The organism is Corynebacterium glyciniphilum AJ 3170, from assembly GCF_007673095.1.
In the GTDB taxonomy this organism is placed as follows: Bacteria; Actinomycetota; Actinomycetes; order Mycobacteriales; family Mycobacteriaceae; genus Corynebacterium.
Map to the genome: position 1 here is coordinate 60,921 of NZ_VDYZ01000004.1, position 13,812 is coordinate 74,732.

The 13,812-nt window shown below is 65.7% G+C and carries 11 protein-coding genes and 1 tRNA gene; 8 read left to right on the plus strand and 4 right to left on the minus strand.

All coding sequences use genetic code 11. The annotated features are described in order from the left end of the window. Positions 1 to 51 precede the first annotated feature (51 nt). On the plus strand, positions 52 to 1,119 hold the full coding sequence (locus tag FS507_RS04975; protein ID WP_145941698.1) for an acyltransferase family protein: 1,068 nt from the start codon (positions 52 to 54) through the stop codon (positions 1,117 to 1,119). Between the two features lie 61 nt (positions 1,120 to 1,180). On the opposite strand, the gene FS507_RS04980 is transcribed toward FS507_RS04975, so the two are convergent. Beyond that, a tRNA-Arg gene (locus tag FS507_RS04980) sits at positions 1,181 to 1,257 on the minus strand. Positions 1,258 to 1,337: 80 nt separating this feature from the next. Here FS507_RS04980 and FS507_RS04985 point away from each other — a divergent pair. From FS507_RS04985 to FS507_RS05010, 6 genes are all read left to right on the plus strand, one after another. Further along, positions 1,338 to 3,527, plus strand: coding sequence for a cytochrome c oxidase assembly protein (locus FS507_RS04985; RefSeq protein ID WP_145941699.1), 2,190 nt, complete (start codon positions 1,338 to 1,340; stop codon positions 3,525 to 3,527). A gap of 226 nt (positions 3,528 to 3,753) precedes the next feature. Further along, complete coding sequence (locus FS507_RS04990) at positions 3,754 to 4,326, plus strand: single-stranded DNA-binding protein (protein WP_145941700.1); 573 nt, start codon at positions 3,754 to 3,756, stop codon at positions 4,324 to 4,326. A 117-nt stretch (positions 4,327 to 4,443) separates the two neighbouring features. Next, positions 4,444 to 5,340: a hypothetical protein gene (locus FS507_RS04995; protein ID WP_145941701.1), complete on the plus strand. Its 897-nt coding sequence runs from the start codon at positions 4,444 to 4,446 to the stop codon at positions 5,338 to 5,340. Positions 5,341 to 5,602: 262 nt separating this feature from the next. Continuing rightward, positions 5,603 to 7,273 (plus strand): energy-dependent translational throttle protein EttA, encoded by a 1,671-nt coding sequence (ettA, locus tag FS507_RS05000; protein ID WP_145941702.1) that lies wholly within the window; start codon positions 5,603 to 5,605, stop codon positions 7,271 to 7,273. A gap of 101 nt (positions 7,274 to 7,374) precedes the next feature. Then, a complete protein-coding gene (locus tag FS507_RS05005) occupies positions 7,375 to 7,878 on the plus strand; it encodes an acyl-CoA thioesterase (RefSeq protein ID WP_145941703.1) in 504 nt (167 codons plus the stop codon). 57 nt (positions 7,879 to 7,935) lie between these two features. Further along, entirely contained in the window at positions 7,936 to 8,673 is a 738-nt protein-coding gene (locus tag FS507_RS05010) for a hypothetical protein (RefSeq protein ID WP_145941704.1), read from the plus strand. Here the strand turns inward: FS507_RS05010 and FS507_RS05015 are convergent. Both FS507_RS05015 and pepN read right to left on the minus strand, forming a co-directional pair. Then, positions 8,670 to 9,059, minus strand: coding sequence for a globin (locus FS507_RS05015; protein WP_145941705.1), 390 nt, complete (start codon positions 9,057 to 9,059; stop codon positions 8,670 to 8,672). The genes FS507_RS05010 and FS507_RS05015 overlap by 4 nt on opposite strands. Then, complete coding sequence (pepN, locus tag FS507_RS05020) at positions 9,059 to 11,728, minus strand: aminopeptidase N (RefSeq protein ID WP_145941706.1); 2,670 nt, start codon at positions 11,726 to 11,728, stop codon at positions 9,059 to 9,061. Before pepN ends, FS507_RS05015 begins: the two co-directional genes overlap by 1 nt. Positions 11,729 to 11,869: 141 nt before the next feature. Between pepN and FS507_RS05025 the strand changes: the two genes are divergently transcribed. Next, positions 11,870 to 12,505, plus strand: coding sequence for a mycothiol-dependent nitroreductase Rv2466c family protein (locus FS507_RS05025; RefSeq protein ID WP_145941707.1), 636 nt, complete (start codon positions 11,870 to 11,872; stop codon positions 12,503 to 12,505). A 13-nt stretch (positions 12,506 to 12,518) separates the two neighbouring features. Here the strand turns inward: FS507_RS05025 and FS507_RS05030 are convergent, their stop codons facing one another. Continuing rightward, on the minus strand, positions 12,519 to 13,778 hold the full coding sequence (locus FS507_RS05030) for a tyrosine-type recombinase/integrase (RefSeq protein ID WP_145941708.1): 1,260 nt from the start codon (positions 13,776 to 13,778) through the stop codon (positions 12,519 to 12,521). Positions 13,779 to 13,812: the final 34 nt, after the last annotated feature.

Below are 13,812 nucleotides of genomic sequence, written 5' to 3' on the forward strand. Positions count from 1 at the left end.
CGGAGGGCGGGAAGTGGACATGTGACGGTCTACTCGCGTTATCGTGGCCGCGTGTCCACCCGTAACCACCGCCTCGACCGTGCCAAAGGGATCCTCATCTTCACCGTCGTCCTGGGGCACCTGCTGGCGAGGGCCGCGCCCTGGGACTCCGATGTGCTGCGTGCACCGATGTACTTCATCTACTCGTTCCATATGCCGGCATTCATCTTCCTGGCGGGTATCACGGCGAAATCCAGCCGGCTCCCGGAACGTATCCTCAGCTTCCTCGTGCTGCTGGCCACCGTGCTGCCACTCATGTGGGGCTGGTTGTGGATATTCGACCTTTCCCCGGACTTCGAGTTCCTCACACCCTTCTGGTACACGTGGTTCCTTCTCGCGATGGCGTGGTGGATGCTCACCGTACCGTTCATCGAACGATTCCCCCGCGCAGCGCTCGTCACCTCGGTGTTGACCGGCACTTTCGGCGCAGTCCTCCCGGCGTTCGACAACGAACTCTCCGTGGTCCGCACACTGGTTTTCTGGCCGTTCTTCGTGATCGGGAAGCTCTACGGCCAGCAACTCCTTGACTGGGCAGGCCGGCTCACCGTCTGGCGGAGGATCGGACTCACCGTTGCCGCAGTGGCGGTGACCGGATACTTCTACCTCATCAGGCTCGACAACGACTGGTTCTACGGGAACCACAAGTTCGTCCACTTCGACGTCAGCCTCCCGGAAGGGGTGGGCATCCGCCTGATCCTCGACGTCGGCGCCGCACTCATGACCCTGGCACTGCTGTCCTGGGTCGGAGACCGGGAGTCGTTGCTGGCCACCGTGGGTCGACACAGTCTCTCGGTCTACGTGCTCCACGGCTTCGTCGTGCGCGCCCTCGAGCCTGTGCTCGCGGGCAGCCTCGAGGTGTACGGCCCGCTCGTGATTCTCGGCATCTGTGTGGCTCTGGCGGTGCTGGCGACGTGGCTGCTGGCGTGGGGGCCGTTCGACCGTGCCCTACGGTGGTACGCCTCGACCGTCACCGAGCTTCTCCTCAGACCGTTCGCGCCCTTGCGCCGCGCCACGGGTGGTGCGGCCCGCGTTGAGGGTCGTGAAGTAACAGCCAACAACTGGCACAACAACCGCGAATGACCATTTTCCGGGCATAACAAAGGCCGTCACCTTAGTATCTATGCAGGTGACGGCCTTTTCGTGGTGCCCCCGGCAGGATTCGAACCCGCGACCGACCGGGTAGAAACCGGTTGCTCTCATCCACTGAGCTACGGAGGCTTGCGGTAGTCATCGTAATGCACGCGGGCGCGGGGACGTGGAATCGGGGTACAGGGGTCCCAGCTAGTAACGTTCAGGGCATGTCCGACGCGGCCGTAGCCACCGAATCAGCCTCCGACTCTCCAGACAAGAACTCCCCGTCCTCCGCCCGGTCGACCGGGAGGATCGGTTCCCCGATCGCCCTGTACGTCATCGCGGCGGTGATGGCCGGTCTCGTCGCCGCTGTCATCGGCGACGCATTTCTCGGCCAGTCGCTCGCGGCCCTCGGCATCCGGGATCCCGGACCGGTCACGTCCTGGGGGGTCCCGCTGGTCCGGGGGACGGGCACGGTGTTGGCCTGTCTCGGCGTCGGCTCGTTCCTGATGAGTGCTTTCGGCACGCAACCACGGAAGGACGGCTACCTGGACCTCGACGGGTTCCGGGCGTCCCGCACCGGCACGTGGGCGATGGCGGGGTGGGCCGTGTGCGCACTGCTGTTAGTACCGCTCTACCTCTCGGACCTCTCGGGTCTGCCGCTGCAGGACACGCTGCAGCCCGACATGTGGGGCGTCGCCATCGCCCAGGTGTCGACGGCGAAGGCGATGCTGTGGATCGCTGTGATCGCGGCCGCAGCCGCCGTCCTGTCGCTGCTGACGCGACGGTGGATCTGGCAGCCCGTCTTCTTCGTCATCGCGGTCGCGTCCCTGATCCCGGTCGCGTTGGAGGGGCACTCCGCCTCCGGCGGAAACCACGACTACGGCGTGAACTCACTGCTGTGGCACATCATCCTGGCGGCGGTGTGGATCGGCGGGCTCATGGCCCTGGTCGCCCACGCCGCCCGTCGTGGCCCGTTCCTGGCGGAGACCACCCACCGGTACAGTGTGGTCGCGCTGTTCTCCATCGTGGGGATCGCGTTGTCCGGGCTGATCAACGCGGGGATCAGGCTGTCCTTCTCCGAGTGGTTCACCACCGACTACGGACGTGTGATCGTCGCCAAGGCAGTGCTGACCCTCATCCTCGCGGTGATCGGTTTCGCCCACCGGCGCAGGACGATCCCGCAGCTCGACGCGTCCGGTACCGGTACCGCGACAGCATGGTGGCGCCGCCCGTTCGCCCGTCTGGCACTGGTGGAGATCTTCATCATGGCGGCGACGGTGGGTGTGGCCCTGTCGTTGACCCGTATCCCGCCGCCCGTGGAGGCGGTCGCGGACATCACCCCGGCCGAGCTGATCATGGGGTTCGACGTCTCCGAGCCCTTCAGCCTGGTCGCAGTGCTGGGCAACTGGCGGTTCGACCTGGTCTTCGGCACGATCGCGCTGCTGCTCCAGGGGGTGTACATGTGGGCGTGGATCACCCTGCGTCGGCGCGGAGTGGAGTGGAAGACCAGGCGCGTCGTGTGGTGGACACTGGGGAACCTGGTGCTGATCTTCGTCACGTGCTCCGGGCTCGGCATGTACTCCATGGCGATGTTCGCGCCGCACATGCTGCAGCACATGGCGCTGACCATGCTCATCCCCGTGTTCTGGGTGTTGGGCGGGCCGATGACGCTGCTGCTGCGCGCCCTACGCCCGGCTGGACGGGACGGTCTGCAGGGGCCCCGCGAGTGGCTGGTGGTCTTCATCAACAACCCGGTGTCCCGGTTCCTCACCAACCCGATCGTCGCGTCCTTCCAGTTCGTCGTCGGGTTCTACGCGCTGTACCTGTCGGACCTGTACAGCGACCTCGCGTCCGAGCATGCCGGTCACCTGTTCATGATGGTGCACTTCCTGATCTCCGGCTACCTGTTCTACTGGGTGGTCATCGGCGTCGACGCCGCACCACGCCAGCTCAGTCCGTTCATGAAGCTGCTGATGACACTGGCGTCGATGGCGTTCCATGCCTGGTTCGGCATCGCGATGATGCAGATGGCGCAGCCCCTGGCGGAGTCGTACTACCTGTCGCTGCAGCTGCCTTTCGACGTTGACCTGATGGAGCAGCAGCACACCGGTGGTGCTATCGCGTGGGGGCTCAGCGAACTACCGTTGCTGGTGGTCAGTACCGCCCACGCGGTCCAGTGGCTGCGGCAGGACAGGAAGGAGGCAGCCCGCTACGACCGTAAGGCCGACCGCGACAACGAGGCTGACCTGGACGCCTACAATGCCATGCTCGCCGGACTCGGGGAGGGACGGGACGACGCCGCCGAGGCCTACTACCGCACCGAGTACCGCGGGGACGAGGTGCAGGGGTACGTGCACTCCGAGAAGACCAAGCGGGATGCGCGTCGCAGGGGCCCCGGCACCGACGACGAGTGAGGGTAGAACTGTCCACGGCCCCGCTGTGGACAGTTTTCGTCGAGTTTCCGCGGTGTTGTCCACAGCGACGGGACGGTCGTTGACCTGGGTGTGACGTGGTGGGGAGGATGGACCGCGCCGGGGGAACGAGGTGGGGGACCGCTCCATCGTCCGCCGGAAGGCGCCCCTCGACCGATCGGAAGGGGCGCCGTGGATCCCGGGGGACCGGGGGAGGAGTGTGCCGGAAATGGCGACACAACAGATGTCCGTGACAATGACAGGGTTCGCCGCGACCCATCCTTCACGACACCCGACGATCGCGAAACTCGCGACGTTCCGGATGGCGTCGACCCCGAGCTGGAACGACAACGGGGAGTGGAAGGACTCCGGCACGCTGTTCATCGACGTCCAGTGCTGGGGACGGTTGGGCGACCACGTGATGCAGAGCGTGGTCAAGGGCGCGCCGCTGGTCATCGTCGGCCGGATGAACTCCTACACCTACGCTCCGGAGAATCCGCGGACGACCAGGGACGGCAAGGAGATGCTCGAGACCGTCTGGCGGCTGACCGCCACCAATGTCGGCCTGGATCTGAGTCACTCGACGTCGACGTGGTCCCTGCGCGACAGGGTGAAGGAGTCGCAGGACGCGTCGACACCTGCACCCACGGGCGACGGTGCGGAGGCGTCGTCCTTCGGCGGGTACAGCGCCGTCGCGGTCTCCGCCGGTGACGGGGACGGGGACGGGGGCGAGGACGGGGCCGCTCCGGCTGACAACCCGGACCCTGAACTCGCGACCGCCGGGGATACGACGCCGTTCTGACACGGAGACACCGTCGGGACCAGGGCGGAATCCGAGTCTCAGTGCACTGAGTCGGTCGGCTCAGCGCGCTGAGACCCGGAAAACTCCCGGGAAGTCCCTGAGGGGTAAGGATTACGGATGATCTGGACGACGGCTGAACTCCTGGACGGGCAGACGGAGAAACAGTTGCGCGCCGCGGTGCGGGCGGGCCGCCTGCATCCGGTGATACACGGCTTCTACAGCGACGAAGAACCCGATGACCTGCTCACACTCACCACGCTCCAGGACGTTCGCGGCCTGGTCTTCACCGGGCGTACAGCCATGAGTCTCTACCTCGGTGAACCCGTCGAGTGGCCCGCCCAGGCCCGGCACCGTGGCACGGCGCGGACAACCGCGCAGGTCATCGTCCGTTCCAGGGTGCCGGCCCGGGTGCGTGAGGGTTCCGGGCTGACCATCGTCACTCCGCTCCAGGCGGCGATGGACGCCGACCAGCCCGATGACGACCTCCGCGCGTTCCTCGCCGACGCATACCACGGGATTGGCGCACAGGACGACCTGGAGCAGGATCTCGCCGCACTGGTCAATGGGAAGGCGAGGGCGAGAAAGCTCCTGGCGGCAACGGCGACCGGCGCGGCCAGTCTGCTCGAGAGAAACGCGTTCGAGATCATCTGCGCGGCTCTGGAAGACCTGCCGGTTACCGTACTGGTCAACCGGATCGTGGGGAACTACTGCTACGACCTCGTGATTCCTGAGGCCAGGGTGGTCGTGGAGATCGACAGCTTCATGTATCACGCGGCAGGGGGAGCAGGCACGACCGTGGGGAGCTTCGTCAAGGACGCGTGGAAAGGGAATGAAGCTGCCCATCTCGGGTGGGTGCTGCTGCGCTACACGAACTACTGCATCCACGAGGCGCCTGAGGAGGTCGCACGCGATCTCCGGCGGGTGGTGGCGCCACGGATCACCAGGCAGGGAGTGGAACTGCCGGGGCCGCCCGGGGATCCAGTGTGGCCCCGGCATCCGGCTGCGCGACGCTGACACGGACTGGCACGCGTTAATACAGGTGCGGTCGCGTCCTGCCCGGGGCAGGAGGGGGAGGTTTCCGAGTCTGGACGCGCCGAGTTGGGCAACTCACTGCGTCCGTACTCGGAATCCGCCCCGGTCGGGCGGAACACCGGTGCGGACAAGGGGCCGAACGCAGCTTCGGGTAACCACGGCACTGTGAGGTAGGCTCGTCAACCGTATACGACAGGGCTGGATGCACCAGGTGCACGCAGCCGCGCCAACCGGAGGGAACACATTGGCCGAGTTCATCTACACGATGAGGAACGTACGCAAGGCTCACGGTGAGAAGGTTGTCCTGGACAACGTCACCATGAGCTTCTACCCGGGTGCGAAGATCGGTGTCGTCGGGCCGAACGGCGCCGGCAAGTCCTCGCTCCTGAAGATCATGGCAGGCATCGATCAGCCGTCCAACGGCGACGCCTTCCTCGATCCCGGGGCGACAGTCGGCATTCTGCTGCAGGAGCCTCCGTTGAACGAGGAGAAGACCGTCCGCGGCAACGTGGAAGAGGGACTCGGGGAGATCTTCCAGGTCAAGACCCGTTACGAGGCCATCGCCGAGGAGATGGCCACCAATTACACCGATGAACTCATGGAGGAGATGACCGAACTCCAGGAGAAGATCGACGCCGCCGACGCCTGGGAGCTCGACTCCAAGATCGAGCAGGCGATGGACGCCCTGCGCTGCCCGCCGCCCGAGGAGATGGTGACCCACCTCTCCGGTGGTGAGCGCCGACGCGTGGCCATGGCGAAACTGCTGCTCAGTGAGCCGGACCTGCTGCTGCTCGACGAGCCGACCAACCACCTGGACGCCGAGAGCGTCCTGTGGCTGGAGAACCACCTCGCCAACTACAAGGGTGCCGTCCTCGCCGTCACCCACGACCGTTACTTCCTCGACCACGTCGCCGAGTGGATCTGTGAGGTCGACCGCGGCAAGCTCCACGGGTACGAGGGAAACTACTCCAAGTACCTGGAGACCAAGGCGGAGCGTCTCGAGGTCGCCGGCAAGAAGGACCAGAAGCTGCAGAAGCGGCTCAAGGAGGAACTCGCCTGGGTCCGTTCCGGTGCCAAGGCACGTCAGGCCAAGAACAAGGCGCGCCTGCAGCGTTACGAGGAGATGGCCGCGGAAGCCGAGCAGTACAAGAAGCTCGACTTCGAGGAGATCCAGATCCCGACGCCGCCACGCCTGGGCAACCAGGTCGTCGACGTCAAGAACCTCACCAAGGGCTTCGACGGACGCACCCTGATCAAGGACCTGTCCTTCACGCTGCCGCGTAACGGCATCGTCGGCGTGATCGGCCCCAACGGTGTGGGTAAGTCCACGCTGTTCAAGACCATAGTCGGCCTCGAGGAGCCGGACGACGGCGAGGTTGTCGTGGGTAAGACGGTGCAGCTCAGCTACGTCGACCAGAACCGGGAGAACATCGACCCGGAGAAGACGGTCTGGGAGATCGTCTCGGACGGGCTGGACTACATCATCGTCGGGCAGAACGAGATGCCCTCGCGTGCGTACCTCTCCGCCTTCGGGTTCAAGGGCGGCGACCAGCAGAAGCCCGCGAAGGTCCTCTCCGGTGGTGAGCGCAACCGTCTGAACCTCGCGCTGACCCTGAAGCTCGGCGGGAACCTGATCCTCCTGGACGAGCCGACCAACGACCTCGACGTCGAGACCCTCAGCTCGCTGGAGAACGCCCTGCAGAAGTTCCCCGGGTGTGCCGTGGTCATCTCGCACGACCGCTGGTTCCTGGACCGTACCTGTACCCACATCCTCGCCTGGGAGGGCAACGTGGCTGAAGGGCAGTGGTTCTGGTTCGAGGGCAACTTCGAGGACTACGAGAAGAACAAGGTCGAGCGGCTCGGTGCGGATGCGGCCCGTCCTACCCGGGTAACACATCGCCGGCTTTCCCGATAGAATCCTCTACGAGACAAAACAGGACTACTGCGGCGTAGCCGTCCAGGCAGGGCCTCAGCGTCACACGCTGGGGTCCTTGGCCTGTGTAAGGAGAGACTTCGATGCCTTTTGTTGACCACGAGGCCACCGGTACCCGCTACCACAGCACACGGGTGAACCTCCGCTGGTCGGACTTCGACCAGTTCCAGCACGTCAACAATGCGGCGTACCTGGAGTTCTCCCAGGATGCACGGATCGACTTCGTCCGGGACGTGGTCACCGAGATCGACATGTCGGTTCCGGCGTTCGTGGTGCGGTGGGCGTCGGTCGACTACCAGAAGTCGGTGTCGTCCAGCGAGGTCGCGGTGGTCGTGGAGTCGTTCATCTTCCAGGTGGGGGTGAAGTCCTTCAAGATGCGGCAGTACATCAGGAACGGCCAGCACCGCCTGGTTGCTGTCGTGGACACGGTCAACGTCGGTGTCGATCCGATCTCGGGGAAGACCCGGGACTGGTCCGAGAGTGACCTCGAGGTCATCAACAAGTTCCTCATCCCTCTCGACGATGACGAGGCCGCGGTCGACGGAACTTCCGGGGGCAGCACCGTCGTGGGTGGCCGTAAGCGCTGACGGCTTACCGTCCGGGCACCCTGTGCGGCACCGGGGGCGACGGATACCCTGGGAACCATGATGCTCAACCTGCCGGGGTCCGGCCCCGCCGACGAACTGTCACTGACGCTGACGCGTCCCGCGGAAGCCCAGGCATCCGCCCTGCGCCGGACGGCCGCGGTGGCGACCCGTGTACTGCGTATGGACACCGGTGCCATGGCTCGCGTGGTGCGGGTCGGGGAGGACGTCGGGAAGGACATGGCGGACATCATCTTCTCGACTCCGTTGGGGTGCATCGTGGCCGAACGTATCCACGCGGTGCCGTCGGTCGATGATGCGGTGGTTCTGGCGGAACCGCTGCCCCGACTCCTCGCCGGTGCGGCAGACGTGCCGGGGACGGAGACGGTGAGCCTCGGGGGAGTGGTGTCACTGCTGTGGACGGGGACGGCCCCGCCGGCGTCCGGTTACACACTGGTCGACACCGTCCCCGCCGGTGACGTACGGGCATTGTTCACCGACATGCACCGGGAGGCCGACGAGCACTCCGGTCCTGCGGGGCTGCCGCCGTCGTTGCTGGATCAGCCGCTGCTGCAGTTGACCGGACCTGCCGGGGCAGGCACCGTCGAGATCACCGGACGGGTGGTCGCCGCCCTCGGCGCGCTCGGGCTCGTGGTGGAGCCCAGACGGGAGGATCTGCGTGTCCACGATCTGATCCGGGTCAGTACCACCGGATCGTGGATCAGGATTGACGCGCTGTTCGGCACCGCCTACGTGCCCCGACCCGGCGGCCTGGCGCGCATCCCCTCACCGAACTAGAACTTGTTGACCAGCATGTCCGCCACCCGGATCATGTGGTCCCACATTGCCTGACGGGGAGCCTCGGGGAGGTCGTCCTCGCTGACGGTCTCCAGGGCGTTTCCCATCAGCACCAGCCACCGGTCGCGGGCGGCAGGGTCAATGGGGAAGTGCATGTGGCGCATCCGCAGGCGTGGGTGCCCGCGTCGCTCACTGAAGGTCTGCGGGCCACCCCAGTACTGCACCAGGAACCAGCGGAGACGGTCCTCGGCACCGGCGAGGTCCTCGGCCGGGTACATCGGACCGAGGATGTCGTCGCCGGGAACCTGGCGGTAGAACTCGTGGACGATACGGCGGAAGATGTCCTCGCCGCCGACAGCGTCGTAGAAGCTCTGCGGTTGAGTCATCAGCGGGCGTCGAACTTCCTGGCCGTCGCAGCGCGGTCGGCACGCGACAGACCTTCGGACAGCACACGGCGCAGACCGGCGGGGGTCGACTCGTCAGTGGCAGTGGCGCGCAGGTCGTCGGCGACGTCCTCGTAGCCGGCCCAGGAGGGGAACAGTCCGTCCAGGGTACGCAGCGCCATCTCGCTGGAGAGCTCCTCCCACATGTCCACCGCACGCTGGACGTACTCCGGTCCGAACGGGGACAGCAGTTCGTCCTGGCCCACGTGGGTCAGACCGGCGATCATGTAGCGCAGCTCCAGGTTGCCGAGTTCCTTGCCCTTCAAGGTGATGGTGTTCCAGGCGGAGCGCTTGACCTCGATGTCAGGGCGGGCGGTGCGTGCCTTGACCGCGTTCATGCGTCCCGAGGACGACCGGTCGGCCTGCTCCTCGGCGGTGATCAGGGCGTCCGCCTCCTCATCGGAGAGCACGTCGACCGCGCCGACCAATGCGGTGAGCAGTCGCCAGCGCAGGTCCTGGTCCACGGTGAACCCGGGCAGGAGGTCCTCGGCGGAGGTGTCGCCGATCCCCAGCAGTCCGCGCACCCAATCGGCGGAACCCGCATCCTGTGCGGCGTTGGCGTAGGCGCGGACGAATGCCAGCCGTGCCTGGCCGTCGGTACGCTCGGCACCTGCACGTAGACCGTCGAGCAGCAGGGCGCGTCCTTCGGGACGCCAGGACGGCGCCGAGTAGTTTTCGACAGCACCGACGGCCTGGGCGAGGATCTGTTCGAGCACACCGAGCTGTGTCTCGGCCCAGGCACCGCGGACGACGAGGGACACGAAGTCACGGGCCCGCATCTGGGCGTTGCGCGTCATCTGCCACGCCGCCGACCAGATCAGCGACCGGGCCATCGGGTCGGTGATGCCGGCGATATTGTTCACGGCGGTGGCGAGGGAGTCGTCGTCGAGGGCGATGAAGCCGTAGGCGAGGTCGTCGTCGTTGACGAGGACGAGATCGGCCTCCTTCTCGCCGACGAGGTCAGGGACCTCGGTGGACAGGCCCTCGACGTCGGTCTCGACACGACGACGCAGGACGACGGAGCCGTCCTCGCTGTCGTACAGGCCGACGGCGAGACGGTGGGTGCGTGTCTCACCGGCGCCGGGCGCGGCGCCGGACTGGGCCACGGCGAAGGAGGTGTAGGCACCGTCCTTCACCTGTGTCTCGGCGCTGAGGGTGTTGATGCCGGTGGTCTTGAGCCACTGGTCGGCCCAGTCGGACAGGTCGCGTCCGGACGCCTTCTCCAGTGCCCCGAGCAGGTCGTCGAAGGTGGCGTTGCCCCAGGCGTGGTTGACGAAGTGCGCACGGATGCCGGCGAAGAACGGTTCCAGGCCGACGTAGGCGGCGAGCTGCTTGAGCAGCGAGGCACCCTTGGCGTAGGTGATGCCGTCGAAGTTGGCGTCGACCTCCACCAGGTCATTGGCTCCGGAGAACACCGGGTGGGTGCTGGGGAGCTGGTCCTGTGCGTATGCCCAGGACTTCTCCTTGTTGGCGAAGGTGACCCACGCGGTGTCGTACTCGGTGGCGTGGGTCTGGGCCATGGCGGAGGACCAGGTGGCGAAGGACTCGTTGAGCCAGAGATCGTCCCACCAGCGCATCGTCACCAGGTCACCGAACCACATGTGGGCCAGCTCGTGCAGGATGGTGTCCGCGCGGCGCTCGTACTCGTAGTGGCTGGCGGCGGAACGGAAGACGTACTCGTCACGGATCGTCACACAGCCGGCGTTCTCCATCGCGCCCATGTTGTACTCGGGGCAGAAGATCTGGTCGTACTTGTGGAACGGGTACGCCACGCCGAAGTTCTTGGCGTAGTAGTCGAAACCGGACTTCGTGACATCGAAGAGCACGTCGGCGTCGAGGTACTCGGCCAGGGACTGCCGGACGTACAGGCCCAGGGGAACCGTGATCTCGCCCTCCGGCACCAGTCGGGTGTCGGTGACCCCCTCGACCTCGGCGGTCGGTGTCAGCGTCCCGGTCCACGAGTCGGTGACGTGGTGCCACGGCCCGACGCAGAACGCGATGAGGTAGGTGGAGAGCTGGTAGTCGACGGCAGCACGGTGGGTCGTCTCCCCGGTCTTCTCACCACCGGTGGTCGTGGTGGAGACGGTGTTGTTGGTGACCACCGTCCACGTGGTGGGGGTGTGGACGGTGACGTCGTAGGTCGCCTTGATGTCCGGCTGGTCGAAGCAGGCGAAGACCCGCTTGGCGTCGGCTGCCTCGAACTGGGTGTACATGTACACCTCGTTGTCGGCCGGATCCTCGAAGCGGTGCAGCCCCTCGCCGGTGGTGGAGTAGAGGGACTCCGCCACGATGGTCAGCTCATGACGTCCCGGGGACAGGTCGTCGAGCTGCAGGCCGCGGGACTCGTCGTAACGGCCCTCGCCGTCACCCGGCAGTGCCAGCGGAAGGATGTCCTCGCCATCCAGGTCGACCGTGGAGATCTCCTCGGCGCGCAGGTCGATGAACGTGGACCCCGCCTTCGTGGCGGTGAAGGTCACGGTGGTCACTGACGAGAATGTCTTGTGGTCCAGGTTGCCGCCCTCGGTGAGGTCGAGGTCGATGGCGTAGTGGACATCCGTGATCAGGTCCGACCGTGCGGCAGCCTCGGATCGGGTCAGGTTGGTTGAACTCATAGGTGACCACGATAGTCGGCATGGACCGCCCTGTCCGGATATGGGTCGGTCGGGAGCGGCTCACGCGTGGCTCAGGTGCGCGTACCCTCGGATGTCGAGTCACTGAACACCGATGAGCCGTACACCAGAAGGAGCATCACCATGAGCACTACTCCGGTCACCCTCTACTTCGACGCGACGTGCCCGTTCGCCTGGGTCACGAGCCGCTGGATCAAGGAGGTTGAGGCCGTCCGCGACATTGACGTGACCTTCGCGCCGATGAGCCTGGCGGTGCTGAACGAGGGTAAGGACATCCCCGACGAGTACGCCACGAAGATGGAGGCGGCATGGGGACCTGCGCTCGTCGCCGCCGCGGTCTACACCAAAGAACCGGAGAAGGTCGACGCACTCTACACCGCGCTGGGCACTCGGATCCACGATCACGGAGAGGGCGGACGTGAGGGGGAGGGGGCCTACGACGACCTTATCGCGGAGGTTCTGGAGGAAGTCGGGCTCTCCTCCGACTACGCCGAGGCAGCGCATTCACGTGGCGACGATCCGGAGGCGTGGGAGCCGACGCTGCGTAGCTACCAGTCGACGGCGATCGCCAAGGTCGGTGACGACGTGGGGACCCCGGTGGTGGAGTTGGACGGCAGGGCCTTCTTCGGTCCGGTGCTGACCCGGGTACCGCGCGGCGAGGAGGCCGGAAAGATCTTCGACGCCGCGGTCACGCTGGGCAGCTACGAGCACTTCTTCGAGCTGAAGAAGAGCCGGACCGAGGACCCCAGCGCCAAATAGGTAGCCTGACCTGCTACAAAGCCTTTATACCGTCGCCGGTAGGTTGCGGCGCCGAGGCTCCTTGCCGCCGTTCTGCCGCCACCAGATCGAACAGCACTCCTGCAGCATCCCGCAGCTTCGAGTCCCGCTTCGGCCACAGGTGGGTGTAGGTCTCCAGCGTCGTCGTCGGCTTCGCGTGCCCCAGAGCGTCCTGAACCTCTGCAACGGTCGCCCCGCCAGCGATCAGCGCACTGGCGTAGAAGTGCCTGAAATCGTGCATACCGACCTCCCTGAAGCCGTGCACGTCGTGCAGGCGCCGCATGTAGTTACCCATGTCCGCACGGTCGTGCCACAGGCGCTCCTCCTCCCCACGGGCGTCCCCCGTGTACGGGAAGACCGGACCAGTCCGGTCCCTCTGTGGTGACTCCTGGAGCTGCTGCACGATCACGTCGATCACACCCTGCGGCACGGGGATGTCCCGCTGCGACTTCTCCGACTTCGGCACCGGCAGCCACTCCCGACCCCCGGGCTTCACCTGACCGTTGACGGTGATCGTCAGTCGCATCGTGTCCACGTCACACACCCGCAGGCCGCACACCTCCGACACGCGCAGACCGGCTCCGGCGACGACCTCGATCATCCGGGAGATATCAGGACGTGGCGGGTAGTCTTTCGCGCCGGGCTTGCGCTTACCGTTCTTGCCCCGGGGTGCGCGGTGTCCGTCACGCATGGCTGTGATCATCTCTGCTACCTCCTCGACCGTGAGGAGGTCCTGGCGCGTCGGTGACGTCATGGGAGCGGTCTTCGGGATCTTCACGACCGGGACCCGCCCGATCATCCCGTCGTTGTGCGCTCGCTTCAGCAGTCCGCACACCTGCCCGACCATATTCCCGACAGTGGACTCGGACAGGGGCTTGTTCTTCTTCCACGGTCGGCCCTCAAGAAGGACGTTTCGCCAAGCGGTGATGTTCGACGCCTTGATCGTGCCGACCGGCATTCCCCCGAGGTCCCCGAGATTATCGATCAGCGCTTTCCGATTGGCGATCGTGTTTTCTTTCGTCGCCTCATTGAGCCATTCTCGCGCGATATCGATAAACGGGGTAGCCATGTCCTTTGGGTCGACCCACTTGCCAGAACGTACGTCAACGCGCTGGTCGTCCTCGAATGCCTTAGCGTCTTTTTCTCGGTAGAACGTCTTGTAATGCCGGTTTCCGGCCGCATCGTAATACGATGCCTCCCACCTGACTTTCTTGCCTTTCGGGGCTGGCCCCTCCGGCGGGCGTCTACGTGGCATTGCTACACTGCTCCTGTCTGCTGCTTCATGTGGA